The organism is Rhodobacter sp. CZR27 (assembly GCF_002407205.1).
Lineage (GTDB): Bacteria > Pseudomonadota > Alphaproteobacteria > Rhodobacterales > Rhodobacteraceae > Cereibacter_A.
The window spans coordinates 2,073,182-2,098,350 of the sequence record NZ_CP023548.1 but is presented as its reverse complement, the minus strand read 5'-3'; the positions used below and the strand labels follow the sequence as shown (position 1 = coordinate 2,098,350).

At 69.4% G+C, this 25,169-nt stretch carries 25 protein-coding genes and 1 tRNA gene; 11 read left to right on the top strand and 15 right to left on the bottom strand.

What is annotated here, in order from left to right:
• Window positions 1-271: 271 nt before the first annotated feature.
• The 8 genes from CK951_RS10200 to CK951_RS10165 form a co-directional block, all read right to left on the bottom strand.
• Window positions 272-1,348, bottom strand: coding sequence for a 2'-deoxycytidine 5'-triphosphate deaminase (locus CK951_RS10200; protein ID WP_096786042.1), 1,077 nt, complete (start codon window positions 1,346-1,348; stop codon window positions 272-274).
• An 88-nt stretch (window positions 1,349-1,436) separates the two neighbouring features.
• A tRNA-Pro gene (locus CK951_RS10195) sits at window positions 1,437-1,514 on the bottom strand.
• 63 nt (window positions 1,515-1,577) lie between these two features.
• A complete protein-coding gene (locus tag CK951_RS10190; protein ID WP_232520607.1) occupies window positions 1,578-2,576 on the bottom strand; it encodes a MerR family transcriptional regulator in 999 nt (332 codons plus the stop codon).
• A gap of 13 nt (window positions 2,577-2,589) precedes the next feature.
• Window positions 2,590-2,892, bottom strand: a complete 303-nt coding sequence (ihfA, locus tag CK951_RS10185) for an integration host factor subunit alpha (protein ID WP_096786041.1) — start codon at window positions 2,890-2,892, stop codon at window positions 2,590-2,592.
• A gap of 90 nt (window positions 2,893-2,982) precedes the next feature.
• Complete coding sequence (locus CK951_RS10180; RefSeq protein ID WP_096786040.1) at window positions 2,983-3,954, bottom strand: beta-ketoacyl-ACP synthase III; 972 nt, start codon at window positions 3,952-3,954, stop codon at window positions 2,983-2,985.
• A 6-nt stretch (window positions 3,955-3,960) separates the two neighbouring features.
• Window positions 3,961-5,076, bottom strand: a complete 1,116-nt coding sequence (plsX, locus tag CK951_RS10175) for a phosphate acyltransferase PlsX (protein WP_096786039.1) — start codon at window positions 5,074-5,076, stop codon at window positions 3,961-3,963.
• A gap of 25 nt (window positions 5,077-5,101) precedes the next feature.
• The gene (rpmF, locus tag CK951_RS10170; protein WP_096786038.1) at window positions 5,102-5,308 is read right to left on the bottom strand and encodes a 50S ribosomal protein L32; all 207 of its coding nucleotides are present in this window, start codon (window positions 5,306-5,308) and stop codon (window positions 5,102-5,104) included.
• Between the two features lie 273 nt (window positions 5,309-5,581).
• Window positions 5,582-6,178, bottom strand: coding sequence for a DUF177 domain-containing protein (locus CK951_RS10165; protein ID WP_096786037.1), 597 nt, complete (start codon window positions 6,176-6,178; stop codon window positions 5,582-5,584).
• A 220-nt stretch (window positions 6,179-6,398) separates the two neighbouring features.
• On the opposite strand from CK951_RS10165, the gene CK951_RS10160 reads away from it, so the two are divergent.
• Complete coding sequence (locus CK951_RS10160) at window positions 6,399-6,875, top strand: outer membrane protein assembly factor BamE (protein ID WP_096786036.1); 477 nt, start codon at window positions 6,399-6,401, stop codon at window positions 6,873-6,875.
• A gap of 60 nt (window positions 6,876-6,935) precedes the next feature.
• Here CK951_RS10160 and msrB read toward each other — a convergent pair whose 3' ends face one another.
• Complete coding sequence (gene msrB / locus CK951_RS10155) at window positions 6,936-7,340, bottom strand: peptide-methionine (R)-S-oxide reductase MsrB (protein ID WP_096786035.1); 405 nt, start codon at window positions 7,338-7,340, stop codon at window positions 6,936-6,938.
• 103 nt (window positions 7,341-7,443) lie between these two features.
• Here msrB and CK951_RS10150 point away from each other — a divergent pair, with 103 nt between their 5' ends.
• Window positions 7,444-8,193 (top strand): GNAT family N-acetyltransferase, encoded by a 750-nt coding sequence (locus tag CK951_RS10150; protein WP_096787225.1) that lies wholly within the window; start codon window positions 7,444-7,446, stop codon window positions 8,191-8,193.
• Here the strand turns inward: CK951_RS10150 and mnmA are convergent.
• The gene (mnmA, locus tag CK951_RS10145) at window positions 8,190-9,326 is read right to left on the bottom strand and encodes a tRNA 2-thiouridine(34) synthase MnmA (protein ID WP_096786034.1); all 1,137 of its coding nucleotides are present in this window, start codon (window positions 9,324-9,326) and stop codon (window positions 8,190-8,192) included. The two genes, CK951_RS10150 and mnmA, sit on opposite strands and share 4 nt — an antisense overlap.
• A 119-nt stretch (window positions 9,327-9,445) precedes the next feature.
• Between mnmA and CK951_RS10140 the strand changes: the two genes are divergently transcribed.
• From CK951_RS10140 to CK951_RS21910, 5 genes are all read left to right on the top strand, one after another.
• Window positions 9,446-9,724, top strand: a complete 279-nt coding sequence (locus tag CK951_RS10140; RefSeq protein ID WP_096786033.1) for a DUF1153 domain-containing protein — start codon at window positions 9,446-9,448, stop codon at window positions 9,722-9,724.
• A gap of 95 nt (window positions 9,725-9,819) precedes the next feature.
• Entirely contained in the window at window positions 9,820-10,533 is a 714-nt protein-coding gene (gene ctrA / locus CK951_RS10135; RefSeq protein WP_096786032.1) for a response regulator transcription factor CtrA, read from the top strand.
• Window positions 10,534-10,893: 360 nt separating this feature from the next.
• A complete protein-coding gene (gene ligA / locus CK951_RS10130) occupies window positions 10,894-13,008 on the top strand; it encodes an NAD-dependent DNA ligase LigA (RefSeq protein WP_096786031.1) in 2,115 nt (704 codons plus the stop codon).
• A complete protein-coding gene (gene recG / locus CK951_RS10125) occupies window positions 13,005-15,092 on the top strand; it encodes an ATP-dependent DNA helicase RecG (RefSeq protein WP_096786030.1) in 2,088 nt (695 codons plus the stop codon). The genes ligA and recG overlap by 4 nt, the downstream gene beginning before the upstream one ends.
• A 111-nt stretch (window positions 15,093-15,203) precedes the next feature.
• Window positions 15,204-15,326 (top strand): hypothetical protein, encoded by a 123-nt coding sequence (locus CK951_RS21910; RefSeq protein ID WP_096786029.1) that lies wholly within the window; start codon window positions 15,204-15,206, stop codon window positions 15,324-15,326.
• 109 nt (window positions 15,327-15,435) lie between these two features.
• Here CK951_RS21910 and CK951_RS10115 read toward each other — a convergent pair whose 3' ends face one another.
• Window positions 15,436-15,879, bottom strand: a complete 444-nt coding sequence (locus CK951_RS10115; RefSeq protein WP_096786028.1) for an iron-sulfur cluster assembly scaffold protein — start codon at window positions 15,877-15,879, stop codon at window positions 15,436-15,438.
• Between the two features lie 64 nt (window positions 15,880-15,943).
• On the opposite strand from CK951_RS10115, the gene hisI reads away from it, so the two are divergent.
• The gene (gene hisI, locus CK951_RS10110) at window positions 15,944-16,303 is read left to right on the top strand and encodes a phosphoribosyl-AMP cyclohydrolase (RefSeq protein ID WP_096786027.1); all 360 of its coding nucleotides are present in this window, start codon (window positions 15,944-15,946) and stop codon (window positions 16,301-16,303) included.
• 4 nt (window positions 16,304-16,307) lie between these two features.
• Here the strand turns inward: hisI and gluQRS are convergent, their stop codons facing one another.
• Genes gluQRS through gyrA form a run of 3 tightly spaced genes read right to left on the bottom strand, consistent with a single transcriptional unit; the run spans window position 16,308 to window position 21,183 of the window.
• On the bottom strand, window positions 16,308-17,138 hold the full coding sequence (gene gluQRS, locus CK951_RS10105) for a tRNA glutamyl-Q(34) synthetase GluQRS (protein WP_096786026.1): 831 nt from the start codon (window positions 17,136-17,138) through the stop codon (window positions 16,308-16,310).
• Window positions 17,123-18,457: a methylenetetrahydrofolate--tRNA-(uracil(54)-C(5))-methyltransferase (FADH(2)-oxidizing) TrmFO gene (gene trmFO / locus CK951_RS10100; protein WP_096786025.1), complete on the bottom strand. Its 1,335-nt coding sequence runs from the start codon at window positions 18,455-18,457 to the stop codon at window positions 17,123-17,125. Before trmFO ends, gluQRS begins: the two co-directional genes overlap by 16 nt.
• Before the next feature lie 5 nt (window positions 18,458-18,462).
• Window positions 18,463-21,183, bottom strand: coding sequence for a DNA gyrase subunit A (gene gyrA / locus CK951_RS10095; RefSeq protein WP_198402339.1), 2,721 nt, complete (start codon window positions 21,181-21,183; stop codon window positions 18,463-18,465).
• 202 nt (window positions 21,184-21,385) lie between these two features.
• On the opposite strand from gyrA, the gene CK951_RS10090 reads away from it, so the two are divergent.
• On the top strand, window positions 21,386-21,649 hold the full coding sequence (locus tag CK951_RS10090; protein WP_096787223.1) for an usg protein: 264 nt from the start codon (window positions 21,386-21,388) through the stop codon (window positions 21,647-21,649).
• Window positions 21,650-21,652: 3 nt separating this feature from the next.
• Here CK951_RS10090 and rocF read toward each other — a convergent pair whose 3' ends face one another.
• Window positions 21,653-22,579 carry an arginase gene (gene rocF, locus CK951_RS10085; protein ID WP_096786024.1) on the bottom strand — a complete coding sequence of 309 codons (927 nt, stop codon included), beginning with the start codon at window positions 22,577-22,579 and terminating at the stop codon, window positions 21,653-21,655.
• A gap of 153 nt (window positions 22,580-22,732) precedes the next feature.
• Between rocF and CK951_RS10080 the strand changes: the two genes are divergently transcribed.
• Together CK951_RS10080 and CK951_RS10075 are read left to right on the top strand one after the other, a co-directional pair.
• Window positions 22,733-24,703 (top strand): heme lyase CcmF/NrfE family subunit, encoded by a 1,971-nt coding sequence (locus CK951_RS10080; protein ID WP_096786023.1) that lies wholly within the window; start codon window positions 22,733-22,735, stop codon window positions 24,701-24,703.
• Entirely contained in the window at window positions 24,700-25,155 is a 456-nt protein-coding gene (locus CK951_RS10075; protein ID WP_096786022.1) for a cytochrome c-type biogenesis protein, read from the top strand. Before CK951_RS10080 ends, CK951_RS10075 begins: the two co-directional genes overlap by 4 nt.
• Window positions 25,156-25,169: the final 14 nt, after the last annotated feature.

Genomic DNA, 25,169 nt, shown 5'->3' with positions numbered 1-25,169 from the left:
CGCCGCGGGCATGGCGTGACCGCGAGCCCCCGGGCGTGCGGCAACCGGGCCGGGAACATTCCTCTCGGGCAGCGTCTCGACCCGCGGGCCCCGCGCCTGCGGCATCCGGAGAATACAGGGCCGCGGCGCGGGCCTGGTGCGTTCGCGAGCCCCCGTGTGCGGCAACCGGGCCGGCAGGCCGGGGCTGGCGGTCTCGCGCAAAGCCCGGCAAGCCGACGCCCCGGCTTCGGCGGTTCGCATGCGTCGGGACGAGGGGCGTGAGCCCGAGCCGCTAGCCCATGCGGAAGTGCTTGGCGAGCTTCAGGCCCTGGCCCTGGTAGTTCGAGGCGATGCCGGCGCCGTAGAGCATGTCCGGCCGTTCTTCCATCCGCTCATAGACGAGCCGGCCCACCACCTGGCCATGCTCCAGCACGAAGGGCGCCTCGTGGCAGCGCACCTCGAGCACCCCGCGCGAGCCGACGCCGCCCGCCTGCGCATGGCCGAAGCCGGGATCGAAGAAGCCGGCGTAATGAACGCGAAACTCTCCCACCATGGCAAGGTAGGGCGCCATCTCGGCGGCATGGTCGGGCGGAATGGTGACCGCCTCGCGGCTGACGAGGATGTAGAAGGCGCCGGGGTCGAGGATGATCCGGCCATCGCGCGAGCGGACCTCCTCCCAGTAGTCCGAGGCAGGATAGTGCCCGATGCGGTCGAGATCGATCAGGCCGGTATGGGGCTTCGCGCAGTAGCCCACGAGGTCGCCGCGCTCGGGCCGCAGGTCGACCGAGAAGCCCAGCCCTTCGGAGATGACGGCCTGACCGCTGACCAGCGGCTCGCGGGCGTGGAGAGCAGCCAGTTCCTCGTCCGACAGCACCGCCTGGCCCGCGCGGAAGCGGATCTGGTTCAGCCGCATGCCGGGACGGACCAGCACCGAGAAGCTCCTCGGGCAGACCTCGGCATAGAGCGGGCCTTCGTAGCCGTCGCGGATGCGGTCGAATTCGGTGCCGCCGTCGGCGATCGTCCGGGTCAGCAGGTCGAGACGCCCGGTGGAGCTTTTCGCATTGGCAACGGCCGTGATGCCGGCAGGCAGGCGAAGCCGCTCCATCAGCGGGACGAGGTAGACGCAGCCCTTCTCCAGCACCGCGCCGCCGGTGAGGTCCATGCGGTGCATCTCGAATTCGGCAAGGCGTTCGGCGACGGTGCGGCCCCCGCCCGCAAGGAAGGAGGCCCTCACGCGGTAGGCGACGGTTCCGAGGCGCAGGTCGAGGCTCGCAGGCTGGATCTGTTCGGGGACGATGGCAGGCTCGGCTCCGATCGCGCCCGATGCGATCAGCGCCCGTATCCTCTGCGACGCCAGAACGCCCGTCATGCCCTCGCCCTCCCTCGACCGGCAGACCGTGCGTCAGCCCTTCTGAATGCGGAAAGGCCCGCCCCTTGCGGAGGCGGGCCTTTTCGGATGGTCGGGCCGGCGAGATTCGAACTCGCGACCTTCCGCCCCCCAGACGGACGCGCTAACCAGGCTGCGCCACGGCCCGACAGGCGGGATACATAACGAGATTCGCCGCGGGAGCAAGCGGGAAAGCGCAGCTTGCCTGCGGTCACCCGCGCGGCTCCTCGCCCTCGGCCCGCAACCGCTGCTGCAGATCGAGAAGACGCGCCCGAAGCCGGGCCACCTCCTCGCGCCGATGCGCCAGCGCACGCGGCGGAAGGGCACGCAGCAGGGCAGGCCGCCACGAGATCGCGCCTTCCGGGTCCGATTCGGCCTCGGGCGCGGGCGGGGTGTGTTCTGCCGCTCCGGAAGACGCGGCCATCGCGCCCGGCTCCACGGGCTCGGGCGCTGGCGGCAGCGCGCCACGCTCGGGGCCGCGGCCCGCGGTCGCGCCGGTCGCCTCGCGCGGAACGAGGGGCGCCGGAGGAGACCATACCGGAACCTCCCCGTCACTCGCAGGCTCCTGCCGGACCGGCGGAAGGACCGCCTCCGCCGCGGGTTCGATTTCTGCGGCTGGCGACTCGACGCCGCGATCGGCCCGGGCGGCCGACACAACGGGCTCGGGGGGTGCAGGCGGGGCATCCTCCGCCCCGGCGATCCGACCAGGAGCGTCTGCGGTCGCGGTCGCCGCTGGGCCGGCGACCGCGGTGCCTGCGGGCTGGCGGTCGCCGACAGGGGAGGGCGGCCGGGGCAGGGCCTCGGCACGAAGCGACGGCACGCGCGGGGCCTCGCGCGCGAAGGGCACGACCTCGCCCCGCGGTTCCTCAGTCTCTTCGAAGGCGAACCCGGCCTGCGCTTCGGCGGCCTCGGCCTCCTCGACCGGTGCCGGTCCCGGATCGTGTCCGCCCAGCCCGGCCACATGACGCACGCCCTGCTCGCGCAGGATCTTCTGCACGCCGCGAATCGTCATGCCCTCGTCGTGCAGCAGGCGCCGGATGCCGGCGAGCAGCGCCACGTCGGCCGGGCGGTAATAGCGCCGCCCGCCGGCGCGCTTCACCGGCCGGATCTGCGGAAACCGGCTTTCCCAGAAGCGCAGGACATGCGCCGGCGTATCCAGAATCTCGGCGACTTCGCTGATCGTGCGGAAGGCCTCGGCCGATTTCTCCATCCGCATCTCCCGCTCAGCGCTTGCCGCCGGCGGCGACACGCTCCTTCATCAGATGCGAGGGACGGAAGGTCAGGACGCGACGCGGCGAGATCGGCACCTCGTCCCCGGTCTTCGGGTTCCGGCCGATCCGGGCCGACTTGTCGCGCACCGTGAAGGTGCCGAAGGAAGAGATCTTCACCGTCTCGCCCGAGGCCAGCGCGTCCGAGACGTGCTGAAGCACCGATTCCACCAGCTGGGCGGATTCGTTGCGCGACAGGCCGACCTCGCGGAACACGGCTTCGCTCAAGTCCATGCGAGTCAAGGTATTGTCGCCCATGTCATTCCCCACCCATGCTGCCGGCACAGGATGAGGTATCAGGGATTCCGAGTCAATATCAACGGCTTGGAGCAGCGCCTTGATACGCGCTTACCAGCGCAGCACCACCGAGCCCCAGGCGAGCCCGCCGCCGATCGCCTCGGTGACGACCAGATCGCCCGTCTTGATCTGCCCGCGGCTCTTTCCGACCGAAAGCGCCAGCGGGATCGAGGCGGCCGAGGTGTTGCCGTGGTCCTGCACCGTCAGCACGACCCGCTCCATCGGCACCTGCATCCGCTGTGCGGTGGCCGTGATGATGCGCAGGTTGGCCTGGTGCGGCACGATCCAGTCCACGTCGGACGAGGTCAGGCCGGCCTTGTCCAGCGCGGCATGGGCGGTTTCGGCGAGCTTCTCGACGGCATGGCGGAAGACCTCGCGCCCCTGCATCCGCAGGTGGCCGGTGGTTCCGGTCGAGGCGCCGCCATCGACATACAGGAGGTCGCGGAAGCGACCGTCGGAATGAAGATCGGTCGAAAGGATGCCACGATCGGACGGCGCGCCCGTGCCCTCGGCGGCCTCCAGCACCACGGCGCCCGCGCCGTCGCCGAAGAGGACGCAGGTCGAGCGGTCGGTCCAGTCCATCAGGCGGCTGAAGATCTCGGCGCCGATCACCAGCACCCGCTGGGCCTGACCGGCACGGATCAGCGCATCGGCATTGGCAAGGGCATAGACGAAGCCCGCACAGACCGCCTGCACGTCGAAGGCAAAGCCGCGGGTCATGCCGAGACCCGCCTGAACCATGGTCGCGGCGGAGGGGAAGGTCAGGTCGGCCGTGGAGGTGGCGACGATCACCGCATCGATGTCGTCCGGCTCGAACCCGGCATCCTCGAGGGCCGCCCGCGCAGCGCGAATGGCGAGGTCCGAGGTGGTCTGGCCCTCGGCTGCAAAATGGCGTCTCTCGATGCCGGAGCGGGTGCGGATCCACTCGTCGGAGGTGTCGACCTTCGTCTCGAGTTCGGAGTTCGGGACCACGCGGTCGGGCAGGTAGTGCCCGACGCCCCGCACCACGGCGCGTATTGTCATTCAGTTCTACCGTTTCTCAGATCTGCCCGGGGTGGCCACCTCGTCCTGCGGGGCATCCTGCCCCGCGCGTCCGGCGGATGCAAGCCGCGCCGCCAGCCGCTCGTGGAAGCCCGATCGGGCGAGGCGCACCGCAAGGCCGATGGCCGCGGCAACCCCGGTCGCATCGGCCGAGCCGTGCGACTTCACCACCGTGCCGTTCAGACCGAGGAACACGCCGCCGTTCACGCGACGCGGATCGATCCGCTTCTGCAACCGCTTGAGCGAGCCGAGCGCCAGCACCGCGGCCATCTTCGACAGGATGTTGGCGCCGAAGGCTTCCCTCAGGAAGTCCGAGATCAGCTTGGCCGTGCCTTCGCCAGTCTTCAGCGCCACGTTGCCGGTGAAGCCGTCGGTCACGATCACATCGCACCGCTTGCCGGGGATGTCGCCGCCCTCGATGAAGCCCACGAAGTCATAGGACCCGGCCTCCGCATTCGCGGCGATCAGTTCCTGCGCGGCCTTGAGTTCCGCGCGGCCCTTGTGCTCCTCGGTGCCGACGTTCAGCAGGCCGACGCGGGGCCGTTCGAGGCTGAGGCCGTTGCGCGCATACGAGGCGCCCATCATCGCGTATTGCAGCAGATCCTCGGCGTCGGCCTTGATGTCGGCGCCCACGTCCAGCATCACGTTGAACCCGCCGGCATTGCGCGAGGGCCAGAGGCAGGCGATGGCCGGCCGGTTGACGCCCGGCAACTTGCGCAGGCGGATCATCGACACGGCCATCAGCGCGCCGGTGTTGCCGCAGGAGACGGCCACGGTCGCCTCGCCCGCGCGGACGCTCTCGATGCAGGACCACATCGAGGTGCCCTCGCCGTTGCGCATGACCTGGCTCGGCTTGTCGTTCATGGTGACGACGCGCGGCGCGTGGCGGATCTCGCAACGGCTGGCGAGGTCCTTGCGCCTGGCGATCATCGGCCCGATCTGGGCCTCGTCCCCGTGGACGATGAAATGGGCGCCCGGATTGGCTGCAGCCGACTGCACGATGCCGGCCACGACTGCGGCCGGACCGCGGTCGCCGCCCATCGCATCGACGGAAATGACGATTCGCCCTGCGCCCGTCGCCGGCAGTGCGGTGTCCCTTGCCATGGCGGTCGGGGCGATGGGGCGCGGCTTACGCCGCGTCCTCGTCCAGGTCGGTCTCGGCCGAGGTCGCCACGACCTCGCGCGAATCGTAGTGGCCGCAGGCGCCGCAAACGTGGTGCGGGCGCTTCAGCTCGCCGCAGTTCGGGCATTCGGCCGGGTTGGCGGCGACGAGAGCGTCATGCGAGCGACGCATGTTGCGGCGGGAGCGGGTGACTCGGTTCTGAGGGACAGCCATGTCTCAACCTCGTGTTACGGAGGGGCCAGGCCCCTGTTTTTCCTGCGGGATCCGGCCTCTGGCCCATGGGGCGCCCATGCCTGATCCACTTGTCGAACGAGGCGCGGAACATAGTGGGATTCTGGCCCGGCGCAAGCCCCTTTGTGTGCCCCGGCGCGGGGCCCGCGACAGGCCGTCCCAGTCGGCGCGGGGGAATGCCGGGCCCGCCCGGGCCCGGGTGCCGCAGCCTCGGTCGCGCGGGGCGCGGGGCGCGGGCGGGCCTTCGCGGGGGCCTCAGGCGTCGCCCTGCGGGTCGTCGCCGCCGTGCGGGTCGCCCCCCATCCGGCGCCGCAGGTCGGCGAGGCCGGCGAAGGGCTTCACGTCGGCATCCCCGAGCGGCGCTGCGCCGGGCGGGCCGAAGGCGGCCTCGGTCAGTTCCGCCCCGGCGGCGCGGGGATAGAGCGGCAGGGCAAGCGCCAGCGCCTCGACCGCGACGGCGCCCGCGTCGATGACCTCGGGCAGCGGTTCGCTGTCGTCCTCGGGAACCTCGACCTCCTCGCCCTCGGGCATCGCATAATCCGCGAGGTAGCGCCGCGTCACCGTCTCCTCGATGCGGGTCGTCACCGGGGTCAGCGTGATCGAACAGGGCTGCACGACGGTCGCCGCAAGGCGGCCCTCCAGTTCGAAGTCGCGCTTGCCGAGCGGGCGGATCTCGCCGCGGAAGGCCATGCCCCGAACCGCGCTGATGCCGAGAAGCGCGGCCACCAGGGCCTGCGTCTCGGCATCCGGCTCGACCGAGAAGGACGTCGGCCGATGCGCCGAAAGGGTGGCGACGCGAAAGGGAACGGTAAGGGGAAGGTCGGCGTTCGAGGCGTTCACGGGTTCCGACATGACGCGGTTTCTTTCCGGTTTTCGGGCGGTTGCGGGCAAGGCCGCGCCGGGGGGCTACCGCCGGTGGTGTCGCTCGGCTGCCGGGCGACCGGGGCAGGGCGCGGCCTCGTTCCTTTCTTGAACAGAGGCCGGACCTTCTGTAAGCCGGTGGCGGAGCCGCAGACGGTCCATCGTCGGGTTTCGGGATACGGGGCTTCGGTCCCCAAGGCAAGGGGTCGTCATGGCGCGGGAAGTCAGGTTGGGATCGGCAGGACTCGGATGGCGCAGGGCGGCGCTGGCCCTGTCGCTTTCCGTGGCGGTCGCCGCCTGCCAGCCGATCTACCGCAACCACGGCTACATCCCCACCGACACCGATCTGGAACAGGTGCAGGTCGGCCGCGACACGCGCGAGACTGTGGCCGAGACGGTCGGGCGCCCCTCGGCCTCGGGCCTGCTGAACGATACCGGCTGGTATTACGTCCAGAGCCGCTACCGCCACTACGGCGCCCGCCAGCCGCAGGAGGTCGATCGCGAAGTGTTGGCGATCAGCTTCACCGAGGCGGGCGTGGTGCAGAACGTCGAACGCTTCGGGCTGGAACAGGGGCGGATCGTCCCGCTGTCGCGCCGTGTGACGGAATCGAACATCCAGGGCACCAGCTTCCTGCGCCAGCTGTTCGGCAACATCGGCCGCCTGCGCGCCGAGGACGTCATCGAGTGACCCCCGCCCGGCGCCCCGCCGCAAGGGCGGAGAGCGCCGACGGGCGAGGGTTCGCCCGCCTCAGTCCTTGGGCTGGAAGGTCATCGCCACGCCGTTCATGCAGTAGCGCAGGCCCGTAGGCTGGGGCCCGTCGGGAAAGACATGGCCCAGATGCGCCTCGCACCGCGCGCAATGCACCTCGGTCCGGCGCATGAAGAAGCTGCGGTCCGTGCTCGTCTCCACCGCCTCGGGTTCGATGGGCGCCCAGAAGCTGGGCCAGCCGGTGCCGCTTTCGTATTTCTGCGCCTGGTCGAACAGCGGCGCGCCGCAGCAGACGCAGTGGAAGACCCCCGGCACCTTCGGAAAGTCGTCATGCGTTCCGGCCCGCTCGGTCCCGTGCTTGCGGGTGACCTTGTAGGTCAGATCGGACAGCTGTGCCCTCCATTCCGCATCCGTCTTCACCAGCTTTTCCCCGCTGTCCGTCATCGTCGCTCCCCTGATCCGCGGCTGCTTGACCGCTTGCTTCGCCCCGCGGCGCGCCTCATATCTAGGGCGCCTTTCCGCACCGCCAAGACACGAGGAGATGTCGATGCTCGCGCTCAGCAAGGGCCGCTATGTCGCGCGCCTGGCTGCCGGCGCCGAGGATGTCCGCCGCGCCCAGGCGCTGCGCTGGCTGGCCTTCCGCGGCGGTCATGCGGAGGAGGGGGCGGGTCTCGATGCCGATGACTTCGACCGGATCTGCACCCATGTGCTGGTGGAGGATGCGGCCTCGGGCGAGCTGGTCTGCTGCTTCCGGTTCCTGCCCCTGACCCACGGCGGCGAGATCGGCCGCAGCTATTCGGCGCAGTTTTACGAGCTGTCGGCGCTGGAAAGCTTCGACGGTCCGATGGTCGAGATGGGGCGGTTCTGCATCCATCCCGACCGGCGCGATCCCGACATCCTGCGCGTCGCCTGGGGGGCGATGACGCGGCATGTGGACGAGGCCGGGGTGGAGATGCTGTTCGGCTGCTCGTCCTTCCACGGCACCGAGGCCGAGGCCTATCACGACGCCTTCGCCATGCTGAAGGATCGTCACCTTGCCCCCAAGCGCTGGCTGCCGCGGGTCAAGGCGCCCAACGTCTTCCGCTTCGCGCAGAAGCTCGCGCTGCGCAAGCCCGATGCCAAGCGCGCGCTGCTGCTGATGCCGCCCTTGCTGCGGACCTACCTGATGATGGGGGGATGGGTGTCGGATCACGCCGTGGTTGACCGCGACCTGAACACGCTCCACGTCTTTACCGGGCTCGAGATCCGGGCGATTCCGCCGGCCCGCGCCCGCGCCCTGCGCGCGGTCGCGGGCTAGCGGCCGCGCCAGATCCAGCCGCCGCCGAGGATGCGGCTGCCTTCGGCCGCATGGAACACGCAGGCCTGCCCGGGAGAGACTCCGTCTTCCGGCGCGATCAGTTCCACCTCGGCCTCGGTGTCCGATACCGGCCGGATCACCGCCTCGCGCGGCGCGCGGGTGGAGCGGACCTTGGCCAGCACCGGCCATTCCGCGCGGCTCATCAGCGGCGCATCGCCCAGCCAGTTGATCTCGCGCACCGGCACGATCCGGGTGGACAGCGCCTCCTTCGGCCCCACCACCACCTGCCGCGTCGCAGGATCGAGGCGCACGACATAAAGCGGATCGCCGAGGCCCCCGATGCCGAGGCCGCGGCGCTGGCCGATCGTGTAGTGGATCACGCCACGGTGGGTGCCCAGCACGTTGCCCGCGAGGTCCACGATCTCGCCCGGATCGGCGGCGCCGGGGCGCAGCTTCTCGATCACCGCTGCGTAATTGCCGTTCGGCACGAAGCAGATGTCCTGGCTGTCGGGCTTGTCGGCCACGGGCAGGCCATGCCTCGCCGCGAGCGCCCGCGTCTCGGCCTTCGAGGCGAGATGCCCGAGCGGAAAGCGCAGGTAGTCCAGTTGCTCGCGCGTGGTGGAGAACAGGAAGTAGCTCTGGTCGCGCGCCGGATCGGCCGCCGAATGCAGTTCCGGCCCTGCGGCGCCCATCTTGCGCTGGATGTAGTGCCCGGTCGCCATGCAGTCGGCGTCCAGCTCCTTCGCGGTCTGCAGCAGGTCCTTGAACTTCACCCGCTCGTTGCAGCGGATGCAGGGCACCGGCGTCGCCCCGGCAAGGTAGGCATCGGCGAATTCGTCGATCACCGCCTCGCGGAAGGTGTTTTCGTAGTCGAGGACGTAATGCGGAAAGCCCATCGTCTCGGCCACGCGGCGGGCGTCATGGATGTCGCGGCCCGCGCAGCAGGCGCCCTTCTTTGCCAGCGCCGCCCCGTGGTCGTAAAGCTGCAGCGTCACGCCCACCACGTCATAGCCTTCGGCCGCAAGCTCGGCCGCCACGACCGAGCTGTCCACGCCGCCCGACATGGCCACCACGACGCGCGTGGCGGAGGGCGGCTTGGCGAAGCCGAGCGAATTGAGCGGATGGTCGAGCATGGCAGGGCCTTGAGAGGTGAAGCGCGCAATATAGGAAAATGCTGCGCAGTCTCAACCCCACGTTTCACCGATGCTTAAGCCTGCTGGGTCAGCCTGCGGCTCGTTGGAGGGATGTGGTGATGTATCTCAAGCGAGTCGACGGTCCCCGGCAGGTCACGCTGCCGGACGGCACGGTTCTCAGCCGCGCCGATCTTCCGCCCCCGGACACCCGGCGCTGGGTGGCGAGTCGCAAGGCCGCGGTGGTCAAGGCCGTGGTCCACGGCCTTCTGACCGAAAAGGAGGCACTCGACCGGTATGCCCTTTCCGAAGAGGAATTCGCGCTCTGGCGGTCCGCCGTCATGTCGCACGGCGAGAAAGCCCTGAAGGTCACGATGATCCAGAAGTTTCGGCAACTTTAGATTGTTTTCCGCTCTGCTTCTGCAAGAGTAACTTGTGATTAACCATTGGCGGCCATTGTAGTTAATACCCATGGTGGCGATGCGGAGCGTAAACGATGAGAATACTGCTGGTTGAGGATGATCCGACGACGTCCCGAAGCATCGAGCTGATGCTGACCCACGCGAACCTGAACGTCTATTGCACCGATCTGGGCGAGGACGGGATCGATCTCGCGAAACTCTACGATTACGATCTCATCCTGCTGGATCTGAATCTTCCGGACATGAGCGGGCACGAGGTGCTTCGTCAGCTTCGCCTCGCGCGGGTGGACACTCCGATCCTGATCCTCTCGGGCGCGGACGATACCGAGAACAAGATCAAGGGCTTCGGCTTCGGCGCCGACGACTACATGACCAAGCCGTTTCACCGCGAGGAACTGGTCGCGCGGATCCACGCCATCATCCGCCGGTCCAAGGGACACGCCCAGTCGGTGATCCGCACCGGCAAGATCGTGGTCAATCTCGATGCCAAGACCGTCGAGGTGGAAAGCAAGCCCGTGCATCTGACCGGCAAGGAATACCAGATGCTGGAACTGCTCTCGCTGCGGAAGGGCACCACCCTGACGAAGGAGATGTTCCTGAATCACCTTTACGGCGGCATGGACGAGCCGGAGCTGAAGATCATCGACGTCTTCATCTGCAAGCTGCGCAAGAAGCTGGCCGAGGCGACGGGTGGCGAAAGCTACATCGAGACGGTCTGGGGCCGGGGCTATGTGCTGCGGGATCCGGTGCCGTCCGAATCCGACCGCCGCTTCGCCGTCGGGGCCTGAGCCGGCCCGCCTTCCAGGCCACGCCCGGGGTCGGCCCGGTCCTCAAGCTTCTCGGGCAGAGTCGTCCCAGGCCCGCCCGTCCTGCTGTGCTGCGGACGATCCTCAAGCTGCCCCCGAGCCGGTCTTCCGCCGTGGCGGCTGGGCGTCCGCCGAAGTGCTGCCGCTTGAGTGGACGCGCGCTTACGGCGGCGCGCGGTGCGATGGCCAGTGCCTCCCGTCCCGCGTCAGGCTCCGCCCTGCGCCGGCGGGGTCTTCACGATTCGGCCGCCCGGCCGGTCCGTCCTCGTCCGCGCTTGCCCCGGACTGGACGAGACCCCGGCCGTTGCCTAAACCAGCGGGAGGCGGAAGCGGGGGAGCCTCATGCAGGACGGACGGCCGGTGGATCAGCTGACCGAGGCGGAGGCCGCGGAGGAACTGGCGCGGCTGGCCGAGGCGATCGCCGCGGCCGACACTGCCTATCATACCCACGACGCCCCGCAGATCAGCGACGCCGACTATGACGCGCTGAAGCGGCGCAACCGCGCCATCGAGGAGCGCTTCCCTGCGCTGCGCCGCGAGGACAGCCCGAGCGGCCGGGTCGGCGGGGCGCTCGCCGAAGGATTCGCAAAGGTCCGCCACGAGGTGCGGATGCTGTCGCTGGAAAACGCCTTCGAGCGGTCCGAGGTCGACGACTGGACCGACCGGATCCGGCGCTACCTCGGCCATGTCGGCGATCTGCCCTTCACCGCCGAACCGAAGATCGACGGGCTCTCGCTGTCGATCCGCTACGAGAAGGGCTGCCTCGTGCAGGCCGCCACGCGCGGCGACGGCGAAACCGGGGAGAACGTCACCGAGAACGCCCGGACCATCGCCGACCTGCCGCAGCGGCTGGAGGGCGCGCCCGAGGTGCTCGAGGTGCGGGGCGAGGTCTATATGACCCATGCCGACTTCGCCGCGCTGAACGAACGGCAGGCGGCCGCCGGGCAGCGTCTGTTCGCCAATCCGCGCAATGCCGCGGCGGGCTCGCTGCGCCAGCTTGATCCTGCCGTCACCGCGTCGCGGCCGCTGCATTTCTTCGCCTATGCCTGGGGCGCCCATTCCGAGCCCCTGGCCGCTACGCAGCACGACGCCATCGGCCGCCTCGCGGCCATGGGCTTCCGGACTAACCCGCTGACGCGGCTCTGCACCGGGCCAGAGGAACTGCTGGCCCATTACGCCCTGATCGAGCAGCAGCGCGCGACGCTCGGCTATGACATCGACGGCGTCGTCTACAAGGTCGATGACCTCGCGCTGCAGCGCCGGCTTGGCTTCCGCTCTGCCACTCCGCGCTGGGCCATCGCGCACAAGTTCGCGGCGGAACTGGCCTGGACGATGCTCGAGGGCATCGACATCCAGGTCGGCCGCACCGGGGCGCTCTCGCCCGTCGCGCGGCTGAAGCCGGTGACGGTAGGGGGCGTCGTCGTCTCGAACGCCACGCTGCACAACGAGGATTACATCGCGGGGCGCGATTCGCGCGGTCAGCCGATCCGCGGCGGCAAGGATATCCGCATCGGCGACTGGGTTCAGGTCTATCGTGCGGGCGACGTGATCCCGAAGGTCGCCGATGTCGATCTCGACCGCCGCCCGGCCTCTGCCGAGCCCTACCGCTTTCCCGAGACCTGTCCCGACTGCGGCTCCGAGGCAATCCGCGAGCCAGGCGATTCGGTCCGCCGCTGCACCGGCGGCCTGATCTGTCCGGCCCAGCAGGTCGAGCGGCTGAAGCATTTCGTATCCCGCGCGGCCTTCGACATCGAGGGGCTGGGCGCCAAGCAGGTGGAAGCCCTCTGGCGCGACGGCTGGATCCGACAGCCGGCTGATATCTTCGAACTGCCCGCCCGCTACGGCACCGGCCTGCAGCGGCTGGAGAACCGCGAGGGCTGGGGCCGGAAGTCGGCCGAGAACCTGTTCGCCGCCATCGAGGCGAAGCGGCGGATCCCGCTGCACCGGCTGATCTTCGCGCTGGGCATCCGCCATGTCGGCGAGACGACGGCGAGCCTGCTGGCCACGCATTACGGATCCTGGCATGCGTTCGAGGCGGCGATGACGAAGGCTGCCGTCGGCGAGGGACCGGAGTGGCAGGATCTGCTGTCGATCGACGGCGTCGGCGCGGTGCTGGCCACCTCTCTCGTGACCGCCTTCCACCAGCAGGCCGAGCGCGCCGCCATGGATGCGCTGGTGGCGCATCTGACCGTCGAGGATGCGGCGCGCCGGGCGCCGGTGGACAGCCCCGTCGCGGGCAAGACCGTAGTCTTCACCGGAACGCTCGAGAAGATGTCGCGCTCCGAGGCGAAGGCACGGGCCGAGGCGCTGGGGGCGAAGGTTGCAGGCTCGGTCTCGGCAAGGACCGATCTGCTGGTCGCGGGGCCGGGCGCGGGATCGAAGGCGAAGCAGGCCGAGGCGCTGGGGATCGAGATGATCGACGAGGACGCCTGGCTCCGGCTGATCGGGGACGCATGAGCCGGCCCGAGATCCTGTTCCCGCTGTTCGCCGATCTGGAGACGCTGGAGGGGGTGGGGCCGAAATCGGCCAGGGCCTTCGCGGGGCTCGGGGTGACGCGGCCGAGGGATCTTCTGCTTCTCCTGCCGCATTCGGCGGTGGACCGCACCCGCCGCCGGTCGATCCGCGAGGTCGTGCCGCCCACGACGGCGACGGTCGAGGTGACGGTGGGCGCGCATCATCCGCCCCGGCGGAAGGGCGGGCCCTACCGGATCGCCGTGCGGGATGCCGAGACCGACTTCCAGCTGGTCTTCTTCCACGCCCGCGGCGACTACCTCGGCAAGCTTCTGCCGCAGGGCGAGCGCCGCCTCGTCTCGGGCCGGATCGAGGTCTTCGACGGCATGGCGCAGATGGTCCACCCGGACCACATCCTCCTGCCGGACGAAGCCGCCGAGTTGCCCTCGTTCGAGCCGGTCTATCCGCTTGCCGCCGGTCTGACGCAGAAGCTGGTGGCGAAGGCGGCTGGCGCGGCGCTGGGGCGTGCCCCGGATCTGCCCGAGTGGATCGATCCGGCGCTGCGTGCCCGCGAGGGCTGGCCGGCGTGGCAGGCGGCAGTTCGGGCCGTCCACGCGCCGCAGGGCGGGGCCGACCTCGCGCCGACGGCGGCGGCCCGCCAGCGACTGGCCTATGACGAGCTGTTCGCCCATCAGGTCACGCTGTCGCTGGCGCGCGCGCGGCGGCGGCGGGGAAAGGGCATCCCCTCGGTCGGGACGGGCAGGATGCAGCGGCTGGCGCTCGACAGCCTGCCCTATGCGCCGACCGCCGCCCAGTCGCGTGCCGTGGCCGAGATCGCCGCCGACATGGCGTCGCCTCAGCGCATGAACCGGCTTCTGCAGGGCGACGTGGGGGCGGGCAAGACGCTGGTCGCCTTCCTTGCACTCGCCATCGCGGTCGAGGCGGGCGGGCAGGGCGTGATGATGGCACCGACCGAGATCCTCGCCCGCCAGCACCTCACGTCGCTCGCCCCGCTGGCCGAGGCGGCAGGCATTCGGCTCGACCTGCTGACCGGGCGCGACAAGGGGGCGGAGCGGGCAGCGAAGCTAGCCGCGCTCGCCTCGGGCGAGATCGGTGTGCTGGTGGGCACCCATGCGGTCTTTCAGAAGGACGTGGCCTTCCGCGACCTGCGGCTGGCCGTCATCGACGAGCAGCACCGTTTCGGCGTGGCGCAGCGGATGGAACTGGGCGCGAAGGGAGAGGCGGCGGACGTGCTGGTGATGACGGCGACGCCCATCCCGCGCAGCCTTGCGCTGGCAAGCTATGGCGACATGGACGTCTCGGTGCTGGACGAGAAGCCGCCGGGGCGGACGCCGGTCAAGACCGCGCTCGTCTCCTGCGAGCGGATGGACGAGGTGGTTTCGAGCCTGCGCCACGCGGTTGCCGAGGGGCGGCAGGCCTATTGGGTCTGCCCGCTGGTCGAGGACAGCGAGGTGGTCGATTACGCCTCGGCCGAGGCGCGGTTCCAGCACCTGCGCGCCGCACTTGGCGAGGGGGTCGTGGGCCTCGTGCACGGCCAGATGCCGCCGGCCGAGAAGGATGCCGCGATGGCCCGCTTCGTGGCGGGCGAGACGCGGGTTCTGGTCGCGACCACGGTGATCGAGGTGGGCGTGAACGTGCCCAATGCCTCGATCATGGTGATCGAGCGGGCCGAGATCTTCGGCCTCGCGCAGTTGCACCAGCTGCGAGGCCGCGTCGGCCGGGGGGCCGCGCTCTCCACCTGCCTGCTGATGTATCAGCCCCCGCTGGCGGAAAGCGGCGAGCGGCGGCTGACGATCCTGCGCGAGACCGAGGACGGCTTCCGCATTTCCGAAGAGGATCTGGCGATGCGCGGCGCGGGCGACCTGATCGGCACCGCGCAATCCGGCCTGCCCAGGTTCCGCGTCGCCGATCTGGAGCGGCAGTCGGCGCTGATGGCGGTGGCGCAGTCGGATGCGCGCCGGCTGCTGGCGGACGATCCGGCGCTGACCAGCCCCCGCGGACAGGCGGTGCGCATCCTGCTCTGGCTGCTGGATCAGGACCGGGCGATCCGGCTGATCGGCGTAGGCTGAGGGCTACCACGACAGTTTCTGTCACGCTCTCCGGCTACGTTCTTAGAAAGTTCTTTACAGACATTAACGGCTGTGGGAACAATATAGGAACATTCAGGCCGGAGACACGCCATGCTGACCGAAATGAAGGAAATTCTGTCCCGCTGCTCTGCCACCCTCGTCGAGGATGCCCTTGGCGTGGCCACCGTCTTTTCCCTGCTGTTCGCGGCCCTCTACCTGCCGCACCTCGTCTGACGCCCTGCCTGCGGTCCGGTCGGTGGCAGTTGCCCCGCTGCCTGTCCCCCAGGACGCCTGACGGCCGGAAACGCTCCTTGCCGCCGCCTTCCCCAAGGCGGCGGCCTTTTCATTCGCCGCCTTCGGCTGCTGCGATCGCCTCGGCCGCGGCTTCCAGCGGCAACATGATCGAGGCGTGGCGGTTGCGGTAGTCCCGCGCCGGCATCAGCACCTCGTAGCCGTCGAAGGGCGCGGCCGGCACCGGCCCGCCCTGCGCCAGCATCGCGCGCAGCGCATCGCGGGCGGCCTCCACCTCGGCGCGGCTGCGACCGGCCAGCGCCCGCCCCATGATCGAGGCCGAGGCCTGCCCGAGGGCGCAGGCCTTCACGTCCTGCGCGAAATCCGCCACGCGCCCGTCCTTCAGCCGCAGGTCCACCGTGACGGTGGAGCCGCAGACCGGCGAGCGGCGCCGCGCGCTGCCCTGCGGATCGGGAAGCCGGCCGGTGTGCGGGATGTCCGCCGCCAGTTCGAGGATGCGCCCCGAATAGAGGCTGATCAGGTCGCTGTCGCTCATGGCTTTCCTCTTCGCGCTGAAGCCTCTAGATAAGCGGCCCTGCGCCCGTTGGAAAGGAACCCGGATGACCTTCGATCCCGCCTCGCTGAAGTTCGACGCGAACGGCCTGATCCCGGCCATCGCGCAGGATGCGGCCTCGGGCGAGGTGCTGATGCTCGCCTGGATGAACGTCGAGGCCGTGGCGCGCACGCTGGAGACGGGGCGCGTCACCTACTGGTCGCGCTCGCGCCAGAGCTTCTGGGTGAAGGGCGAGACCTCGGGCCACGTGCAGCGGCTGGTCGAGATGCGGCTGGATTGCGACCGCGACTGCCTCTTGATGCTGATCGAGCAGGAGGGTCCGGCCTGCCACACCAACCGCCGCTCCTGCTTCTACACGGCGCTGCGCGAGGGCGCGGAGGTCGAGATCCAGGTGCCAATGGGCTGAGGCGTCACAGCCCCACCATCGCCCGGATGTCGGCCGGGGCAAGCCCCTCGGCCCGATAGGTGGCCAGCGCCCGCGCATCGTCGCGCTTGGCCAGCCGCTTGCCGGCCTCGTCGCGGATCAGGCGGTGATGGTGGAAGTCCGGCACCGGCAGGTCGAGCAGGCGCTGCAGCAGGACGTGGATCGCCGTCGCCTCGAACAGGTCCTCGCCGCGCACGACCTCGGTCACGCCCTGCGCAGCGTCGTCCACCACCACCGCGAGGTGATATGAGGTGCCGAAGCCCCGCCGCGACAGCACAACGTCCCCCGCCGTCCGGTCGAGCGGCCCGACCTCGTGCCAGCCCTCGCGTGCCGGCCCCGTCTCGCGGAACCGGAGCGGCCCGGCGAGGCGCAGCGCCGCCGCCATGTCGAGGCGGATCGTGTCCTCGGGGCCGGCCTCCGCCATGCTGCGGCCGCGGCAGGTGCCGGGATAGATCAGCCCGTCCGGCCCGGTCGCGCCCTCCTGCGGGGCCGAGAGCGCCGCGCGGATGTCGGCGCGGCTGCAGCGGCAAGGGTAGGTGAGGCCCATGCCGGCAAGCCGGTCCAGCGCCGCGCGATAGGCGTCAGCGCGCTCGGACTGGCGCATGACCGGCAGCGGCCAGTCGAGTCCCAGCCAGTGCAGGTCGTCGAAGATCTGCGCCTCCCACTCGGGTCGGCAGCGGCTTCGGTCGATGTCCTCGATGCGCAGCAGCGCGGTTCCGCCCGCCGCCCGGTCCCACACTGTCAGGGCCGAGAAGGCGTGGCCGAGGTGCAGCGGCCCCGTCGGCGAGGGCGCGAAGCGGGTTACGCGGCCAGCCATTCCGTGAAGGCTGCCTTGGCCCGGTCGGTATAGGCCTTGTAGCGGTCCTTGCGCCCGCGCCGGCCCCCCTTGGCGTCGATCGGCGGGAAGAGCCCGAAGTTCACGTTCATCGGCTGGAAGGTCTTGGCCTCCGCTCCGCCGGTGATGTGGGTGATCAGCGCGCCCATCGCCGTCTCGGGCGGCGGCGGCGGCAGATCGCGGCCGAGGATCTCGGCCGCGGCCATTCGACCGGCCAGAAGTCCCATGGCCGCGCTCTCGACATATCCTTCCACGCCCGTGACTTGCCCGGCGAAGCGGATGTTCGGCCTCAACTTCAGCCGCATCTGCGCGTCGAGAAGCGTCGGCGAGTTGAGGAAGGTGTTGCGATGGATGCCGCCAAGGCGCGCGAAGCTCGCGTTCTCCAGACCGGGGATCATCCGGAATACATCGGTTTGCGCGCCGTACTTCATCTTGGTCTGGAAGCCCACGATGTTGTAGAGCGTGCCCAGCTTGTTGTCGCGGCGCAGTTGGACGACGGCGTGGGCCTTCTCGTCCGGCCGGTGCGCGTTGGTCAGGCCCACGGGCTTCATCGGCCCGTGGCGCAGCGTCTCGCGTCCGCGCTCGGCCATCACCTCGATGGGCAGGCAGCCGTCGAAGTATCCGGCCGTTTCCCCTTCGTGGAACTCGGTCTTGTCGGCGGCGAGCAGGGCGTCGATGAAGGCCTCGTACTGCTCGCGGTTCATCGGGCAGTTGATGTAGGCGGTGCGCTCCTCCTCGGTCTCGCCCTTGTCGTAGCGCGACTGGAGCCAGGCCACCGACATGTCGATGGTCTCGGCATAGACGATGGGAGCAATCGCGTCGAAGAAGGCGAGCGACTGCGCGCCCGTCGTCGCGCGGATGCTCTCGGCCAGCCGGCCCGAGGTCAGCGGGCCGGTAGCGATGATCCAGTCGCCGTCCGAGGGAAGATCGGTAACTTCCTCTTCCGAAACCGAAATCAGCGGATGCTCGCGCAGTTGGCGCGTCACGCTTTCCGCGAAGGGATCGCGGTCCACCGCCAGTGCGCCGCCGGCGGGTAGACGGTGGGCCGAGGCCATCTCCATGATCAGCCCGCCCGCCGCCCGCATTTCCCAGTGCAGGAGGCCCACGGCGTTGCGCTCGTCGTCGTCCGAGCGGAACGAGTTGGAACAGACCATCTCGGCGAAGTGGCCGGTCCGGTGGGCGAAGGTGCCGACGGTGGGGCGCATCTCGTGCAGCACGACCGGCACGCCCATCCGGGCCGCCTGCCATGCCGCCTCGGAGCCGGCCATGCCGGCGCCCACGATGTGCAGTGTGCGCGCCATGAGGCTTACGCCTCCTCCTCGTCGCCCTGCTCGGCAATGCGCGCGACCGAGACGACCTCTTCGCTGCCGCCGGTGTCGAACACCCGCACCCCGCCGGCTGAGCGCGAGCGGAAGCTGATCTGTTCGACCGGCACCCGGATCGACTGGCCGCCCGAGGTCGCCAGCATCACCTGGTCCGAGGTCTCGACCGGGAAGGAGGCCACGAGCTGGCCGCCCCGCATCGACTTCTCGAAGGCGGTGACGCCCTGGCCACCGCGGCCGCGCACCGGATAATCGTGGCTGGACGAGATCTTGCCCTGGCCGCGCGCGGTGATGGTCAGGATCAGGTCCTCGGCCGCAGACATCTCGGCATAGCGGGCCTGGGAAAGCTGCCCAGCTTCGGCCTCTTCCTCGTCCTCGTCGGCCTCCATCTCCTCGGTCACGCCGGCCACCAGCCGCCGCTGCTTCAGATAGGCCGCGCGTTCCGCCGGATCGGCCTCGAAGTGGCGGATCACGGACATCGACACCACCCGATCACCCTCGGCCAGACGGATGCCGCGCACCCCGGTCGAATCGCGGCCCGAGAACACCCGGACGTCGGTGGTCGGGAAGCGGATCGCCCGGCCCATCGCCGTGACCAGCATCACGTCGTCGTTCTCGTCGCAGATCGAGACGTTCACGAGGCTGACGCCTTCGGGCAGCTTCATCGCGATCTTGCCGTTGCGCTTCACGTTGGTGAAGTCCGACAGGCGGTTGCGGCGCACGTCGCCGTCGGAGGTGGCGAAGACCACCTGCAGGCGATTCCATTCCTCCTCGGGCTCGTCGATCTTCATCAGCGCGGCGATCGTGACGCCGGTGGCGATGGGCAGGATGTTGACGATGGCCTTGCCCTTGGCGGTGCGGCCGCCCAGCGGCAGGCGCCAGCACTTCAGGTCGTAGACCATCCCGTCGGTCGAGAAGAACAGGATCTGCGTGTGCGTGTTGGCGACGAAGAGCGTCGTCACCACGTCGTCTTCCTTGGTCGCCATCGAGGCGAGGCCCTTGCCACCGCGGTTCTGGCTGCGGAACTCGGCCAGCGGCGTGCGCTTGATGTAGCCCGCGGAGGTGATGGTCACCACCATGTCCTCGCGCTCGATCAGGTCCTCGTCCTCGAGGTCGCCCGCCCATTCCGAAATCTCGGTGCGGCGCGGGATCGCGAAGAGGGTCTTCACCTCGCGCAGCTCGTCCGAGATGATCGCCATGATCCGCTCGCGGCTGCCGAGGATGTCGAGGTAGTCGCGGATCTTGCCGGCCAGTTCGGCCAGCTCGTCCGTGACTTCCTTCACGCCCATCGCGGTCAGGCGCTGGAGCCTGAGGTCGAGGATCGCGCGGGCCTGCACCTCGGACAGGTTGTAGGTGCCGTCCTCGTTGATCTTGTGGGAGGGATCGTCGATCAGCCGGATGTAGTCGGCGATGTCGGCGGCGGGCCAGCGCCGCGTCATCAGCCGCTCGCGCGCTTCCGCCGGATCGGCCGAGGAGCGGATCGTGGCCACAACCTCGTCCACGTTCGAGACCGCGACCGCAAGGCCGCAGAGAATGTGGCTGCGCTCGCGCGCCTTGCGCAGTTCATAGGCGGTTCGACGCGCGACGACTTCCTCGCGGAAGGTCAGGAAATGGGCAAGGAAATCGCGCAGCGTCAGCTGCTCGGGCCGGCCGCCGTTCAGCGCCAGCATGTTGCAGCCGAAGGTGGTCTGCATCGGGGTGAAGCGCCAGAGCTGGTTCAGCACCACCTCGGGCGTGGCGTCGCGGCGAAGCTCGATCACCACGCGGACGCCGACGCGGTCGGATTCATCCTGAACGTGGGCGATGCCCTCGATCTTCTTGTCGCGCACCATCTCGGCGATCTTCTCGATCATGGTGGCCTTGTTGACCTGATACGGAATCTCGTCCAGCACGATGGCGAAGCGGCCGGAGCGGATCTCCTCGACGCGGGCCTTCGCCCGCATGATGACCGAGCCGCGGCCTTCGAGATAGGCCTTGCGTGCCCCGGACCGGCCGAGGATCACGCCGCCGGTGGGGAAGTCCGGGCCGGGGATGATCTCCATCAGCCGCTCGGTCGAGATGTCAGGGTTCTCGATCATCGCGAGCGTGGCGTCGATCACCTCGCCAAGGTTGTGCGGCGGAATGTTCGTCGCCATGCCGACGGCGATGCCGCCCGCGCCGTTGACCAGCATGTTCGGGAAGCGCGCCGGCAGCACCGTGGGCTCGCGGTCCTTGCCGTCATAGTTGTCCTGGAAATCGACGGTTTCCTTGTCGATGTCGGCCAGCAGGAAGGCCGCCGGCTTGTCCATGCGCACTTCGGTGTAGCGCATCGCCGCCGCGCCGTCGCCGTCCATCGAGCCGAAGTTGCCCTGACCGTCCAGCAGCTTCAGCCCCATCGAGAAGGGCTGCGCCATCCGCACCAGCGCGTCATAGATCGCCGCGTCGCCGTGCGGGTGGTATTTCCCCATCGTGTCGCCCACGGGCCGCGCCGACTTGCGATAGGGCTTGTCGTGCGTGTTGTTGGTCTCGTGCATCGCATAGAGGATGCGCCGGTGCACCGGCTTCAGCCCGTCGCGCAGGTCGGGGATCGCGCGGCTGACGATGACGCTCATCGCATAGTCGAGATAGGCGGTCTTCATCTCCTCGGCGATGGAGACCTGCGGCAGGCCATGATGAGGCCTGCCCATTTCTTCATCATCGCCGGGCTCTTCGGGACGGTCGGTCACGGGGGCGCTCTTTCTCGCGGGGAACTAGATCTCGTTGGCGCGGACTATAGACCATCGCGGATATGGGGTGCAATGCCGGGTGTCCCCCGTGCGCAGGGCGGGTGAAGCAGCCGCCGGGAAGGAGTGCCAACACGCTGTTTAGATTGAAAATTCATGATTCTGCATCATCTTTTTAAGCATCGCCAACCAGTGGAGGGCCATGATGCGCGAAACGGAACTGATGCTGAACGGCTATGGGCTGACCACGGCCGAGATCTTCTATCGGATGCCGGACCACCGGAACGTCCTGAACACCTTCGTCTGGCAGGAATACGACCTTGCCCCGGACTACCCTGCGCTTTTCCGCTTCATCGAGTTCTGGCAGGAAAAGATCGAGGGGCCGCTGCATTCGGTGCGCTTCACGCATCGCAAGCTGATCAAGCCCGGCGAATGGCGCAACGTCGTGGGCGAGTTCCGGCTGAACTGACGCTCAGCCGAAGCCGCGCGTCGGCCGGTCGAACACCTTGCGCCCCATGATCGAGGCGGCAAGCTCGACCATCAGCCGCGCCGTGCGGCCGCGCTCGTCAAGGAACGGGTTCAGCTCCACGAGATCGAGCGAGGTGACAAGGCCGCTCTCGTGCAGAAGCTCCATCACCAGATGGGCCTCGCGCACCGTGGCGCCGCCCGGAACCGTGGTTCCGACAGCCGGCGCGTGGCTCGGGTCGACGAAATCCACGTCGAGCGAGACGTGGAGCATGCCGTTCGCCGCGCGCACGCGGTCCAGAAAGCCACGCATCGGCGCGCAGATCCCGAACTCGTCGATCACGCGCATGTCGATGATCGAGACCTCGTGCAGAAGAAGGGCCGCATGTTCCTCGGGATCGACCGAGCGGATGCCGAACAGGCAGATCCGGTCGGCCGGCAGCGGCGCCGGGAAGGGCGGGAATCCGTCGAAGCCGTCGCGGCCCGCGGCATAGGCCACCGGCACGCCGTGCAGGTTGCCCGAGGTGGTCGTGAGCAGGGTGTGGAAATCGGAATGCGCATCCAGCCACAGCAGGAACAGCGGCCGCCCCTCGGCTGCGGCGTGGGCGGCGGCACCCGCCACGGTGCCGAGCGCCAGCGAATGATCGCCCCCCATCACGATGGGAAAGCCCTCGTCCAGGGCGCGGTCCACGGCTTCGGTCAGTGCCGTCGTCCAGCCGATCGTCTCGGGCAGGGCATGCAGTCCGGGACGGGCTGCGGTCACCTCGGGCAGCGGCCCGCAGGCCACGTCGCCCCGGTCCTGCACATCGAGGCCCAGATCGGTCAGCGCCTTCGCAAGGCCGGCCACGCGATAGGCCGCCGGTCCCATCAGGCAGCCGGGGCGGCGCTGGCCGGTGTCGATCGGCGCGCCGATCAGGATGCAGGTCTTGCGCATAAGTCTCTCCTTGGCGGGACCGCGCCATCATGGCGGCTGCCGGCCCTGCGGACCAGCCCGAGCGGCCCATCAAAATGACGGGAGGTGCCGGCGCGCCATGGTGCCGGCCGGGGGATTTCGCTAAAGTCGCCCGGATTTCGGAAGGAGAGGGCCATGATCGTCGAACTCGGCCATTTCGCACTCGTGCTGGCGCTGGCCGTCGCGCTGGTGCAATCGGTGGCGCCGCTGGTGGGGGCGCACCGGCGCTGGTCGGGCTGGATGGCCGTCGCGGAACCGGCCGCCATGACCCAGCTTCTGCTGATCGGCTTTTCCTTCGCGGCACTGACCTGGGCCTTCGTGACCTCGGACTTCTCGGTGCGTCTGGTGGTGCTGAACTCGCACACGCTGAAGCCCATGCTCTACAAGATCAGCGGCGTCTGGGGGAACCACGAGGGCTCGCTGCTGCTGTGGGTGCTGATCCTCGCGCTGTTCGGTGCCTGTGCGGCGGCCTTCGGGCAGAACCTGCCTGCGACGCTGAAGGCGCGGGTGCTGGCGGTGCAGGGCATGATCGGAGCGGCGTTCCTCGCCTTCCTGCTCTTCACCTCGAACCCGTTCCTGCGCGTGCCCGAGGCGCCGTTCGACGGGCGCGACCTGAACCCGCTGCTGCAGGACCCGGGTCTCGCCTTCCATCCACCCTTCCTCTACCTCGGCTATGTCGGGCTTTCGATGGCCTTCTCCTTCGCCGTGGCCGCGCTGATCGAGGGGCGCGTCGATGCCGCATGGGGCCGGTGGGTCAGGCCCTGGACGCTGGCGGCCTGGATCTTCCTCACCATCGGCATCGCGCTGGGATCGTGGTGGGCCTATTACGAGCTTGGCTGGGGCGGCTTCTGGTTCTGGGACCCGGTCGAGAACGCCTCCTTCATGCCCTGGCTGATCGCGGCGGCGCTGCTGCACTCGGCCATCGTGGTGGAAAAGCGCGAGGCGCTGAAAAGCTGGACGATCCTGCTCGCCATCCTCGCCTTCGGCTTCTCGCTGATCGGGACGTTCATCGTCCGCTCGGGCGTCATCACCAGCGTGCACGCCTTCGCCAACGACCCCGAGCGCGGGGTGTTCATCCTGCTGATCCTCGCGGCCTTCATGGGCGGGGCGCTGACGCTGTTTGCCGCCCGCGCCTCGGCGATGGAGGCGAAGGGCGTGTTCTCCATCGTCAGCCGCGAGTCGGGTCTTGTGCTGAACAACGTCCTGCTGACCGTGGCCTGCTTCGTCGTCTTCATCGGCACGATCTGGCCCCTGCTGGCCGAGCTTCTGTGGGGTCGCAAGCTGTCGGTCGGCGCGCCCTTCTTCAACGCGGCCTTCACGCCCTTCATGGTGGCGATCGCGCTTGTGCTGCCGCTCGGGGCGATGCTGCCGTGGAAGCGCGCGCAGATCGGTCGGGCGATGCGGCCGCTGTGGGGCGCGCTCGCGCTGTCGCTGGCGCTGGGCGGGCTGGTCTATGCGATGCAGACCGGGCGCTCGCTCCTCGGACCCGTGGGGCTGGCGCTGGGGACCTGGCTGGTGTTCGCCACGCTCGTAGATCTCTGGGGCCGGACCGGCCGCGGCAGCGTCGCGGGCCGCCTGTCGCGCCTTGGCCGCCTGCCGCGTGCCGACTGGGGCAAGGCCACGGCCCATGCCGGGCTGGGCGTGACGATCTTCGCCGTCGCCGCCATCACCGCCTGGCAGGTCGAGGACATCCGCGTGATGCGCGAGGGCGAAAGCTTCGCCCTCGGCCGCTACGAGATCACGCTTCAGGGCGTGGATGAGGTCGAGGGGCCGAACTATCGCTCCACCACCGCCGCGTTCCGCGTGACGCGGGACGGGCAGGAGGTGGCGGTGCTGCATCCTGAAAAGCGGGTCTATCCTGTCGCGGCCATGCCCACGACCGAGGCCGCCATCGACTACGGCCTGACCCGCGACCTCTATCTGGTGATCGGCGATGCGCAGGATGGCGGCGGCTATGCGGTGCGCAGCTACATCAAGCCCTATGCCAACTGGATCTGGGGCGGGGCGATGCTGATGGCGCTGGGCGGGTTCCTGAGCCTTTCGGACCGGCGCTACAGGATTGCCGCGGGCGCCCGGCGTGCCCCTGCCGCGGTGGCCGCGGAATGAGGCTCGCGGCACTTCTCCTCATGGGGCTGCTGGCCGGTCCCGCCCTTGCCGTCCAGCCGGACGAGGTCCTGCCCGATCCGGCGCTCGAGGCCCGGGCGCGCGACATCTCGCAAGGGCTGCGCTGCCTCGTCTGCCGCAACGAGAACATCGATGATTCGAACGCCCAGCTTGCGCGCGACCTGCGCCTTCTTGTGCGAGAGCGGCTGGTGGCGGGCGACAGCGATGCCGAGGTCATGGATTTCGTGGTGGACCGCTACGGCGAATACGTGCTGCTGAACCCGACGACCGGTGGCGCCAACCTGATCCTGTGGGTCGCGGGGCCCGCGATGCTGACCGCCGGCCTCGGCATTGCCGCGCTCTACCTGCGTCGCCGCCGCAACGCGCCCGAGCCCGAGGCCGCGCGCCTGTCGGAGGACGAGAAGGCCCGACTGGCCGAGATCCTGAAGGACTGACGCACCGTCGCGCT

What these genes read in the sequence shown, in the direction of transcription:
- CK951_RS10075 (WP_096786022.1), top strand. Translation starts at nt 24,700, where the DNA reads ATGAGGCTCGCGGCACTTCTCCTCATGGGGCTGCTGGCCGGTCCCGCC.
- msrB (WP_096786035.1), bottom strand. Translation starts at nt 7,340, where the DNA reads ATGACGGACAGCGGGGAAAAGCTGGTGAAGACGGATGCGGAATGGAGG.
- CK951_RS10200 (WP_096786042.1), bottom strand. Translation starts at nt 1,348, where the DNA reads ATGACGGGCGTTCTGGCGTCGCAGAGGATACGGGCGCTGATCGCATCG.
- rpmF (WP_096786038.1), bottom strand. Translation starts at nt 5,308, where the DNA reads ATGGCTGTCCCTCAGAACCGAGTCACCCGCTCCCGCCGCAACATGCGT.
- CK951_RS10090 (WP_096787223.1), top strand. Translation starts at nt 21,386, where the DNA reads ATGCGCGAAACGGAACTGATGCTGAACGGCTATGGGCTGACCACGGCC.
- CK951_RS10080 (WP_096786023.1), top strand. Translation starts at nt 22,733, where the DNA reads ATGATCGTCGAACTCGGCCATTTCGCACTCGTGCTGGCGCTGGCCGTC.
- CK951_RS21910 (WP_096786029.1), top strand. Translation starts at nt 15,204, where the DNA reads ATGCTGACCGAAATGAAGGAAATTCTGTCCCGCTGCTCTGCCACCCTC.
- ctrA (WP_096786032.1), top strand. Translation starts at nt 9,820, where the DNA reads ATGAGAATACTGCTGGTTGAGGATGATCCGACGACGTCCCGAAGCATC.
- CK951_RS10115 (WP_096786028.1), bottom strand. Translation starts at nt 15,879, where the DNA reads ATGAGCGACAGCGACCTGATCAGCCTCTATTCGGGGCGCATCCTCGAA.
- ligA (WP_096786031.1), top strand. Translation starts at nt 10,894, where the DNA reads ATGCAGGACGGACGGCCGGTGGATCAGCTGACCGAGGCGGAGGCCGCG.
- CK951_RS10160 (WP_096786036.1), top strand. Translation starts at nt 6,399, where the DNA reads ATGGCGCGGGAAGTCAGGTTGGGATCGGCAGGACTCGGATGGCGCAGG.
- hisI (WP_096786027.1), top strand. Translation starts at nt 15,944, where the DNA reads ATGACCTTCGATCCCGCCTCGCTGAAGTTCGACGCGAACGGCCTGATC.
- ihfA (WP_096786041.1), bottom strand. Translation starts at nt 2,892, where the DNA reads ATGGGCGACAATACCTTGACTCGCATGGACTTGAGCGAAGCCGTGTTC.
- gluQRS (WP_096786026.1), bottom strand. Translation starts at nt 17,138, where the DNA reads ATGGCTGGCCGCGTAACCCGCTTCGCGCCCTCGCCGACGGGGCCGCTG.
- trmFO (WP_096786025.1), bottom strand. Translation starts at nt 18,457, where the DNA reads ATGGCGCGCACACTGCACATCGTGGGCGCCGGCATGGCCGGCTCCGAG.
- mnmA (WP_096786034.1), bottom strand. Translation starts at nt 9,326, where the DNA reads ATGCTCGACCATCCGCTCAATTCGCTCGGCTTCGCCAAGCCGCCCTCC.
- recG (WP_096786030.1), top strand. Translation starts at nt 13,005, where the DNA reads ATGAGCCGGCCCGAGATCCTGTTCCCGCTGTTCGCCGATCTGGAGACG.
- CK951_RS10140 (WP_096786033.1), top strand. Translation starts at nt 9,446, where the DNA reads ATGTATCTCAAGCGAGTCGACGGTCCCCGGCAGGTCACGCTGCCGGAC.
- CK951_RS10165 (WP_096786037.1), bottom strand. Translation starts at nt 6,178, where the DNA reads ATGTCGGAACCCGTGAACGCCTCGAACGCCGACCTTCCCCTTACCGTT.
- CK951_RS10150 (WP_096787225.1), top strand. Translation starts at nt 7,444, where the DNA reads ATGCTCGCGCTCAGCAAGGGCCGCTATGTCGCGCGCCTGGCTGCCGGC.
- CK951_RS10190 (WP_232520607.1), bottom strand. Translation starts at nt 2,576, where the DNA reads ATGGAGAAATCGGCCGAGGCCTTCCGCACGATCAGCGAAGTCGCCGAG.
- plsX (WP_096786039.1), bottom strand. Translation starts at nt 5,076, where the DNA reads ATGGCAAGGGACACCGCACTGCCGGCGACGGGCGCAGGGCGAATCGTC.
- rocF (WP_096786024.1), bottom strand. Translation starts at nt 22,579, where the DNA reads ATGCGCAAGACCTGCATCCTGATCGGCGCGCCGATCGACACCGGCCAG.
- CK951_RS10180 (WP_096786040.1), bottom strand. Translation starts at nt 3,954, where the DNA reads ATGACAATACGCGCCGTGGTGCGGGGCGTCGGGCACTACCTGCCCGAC.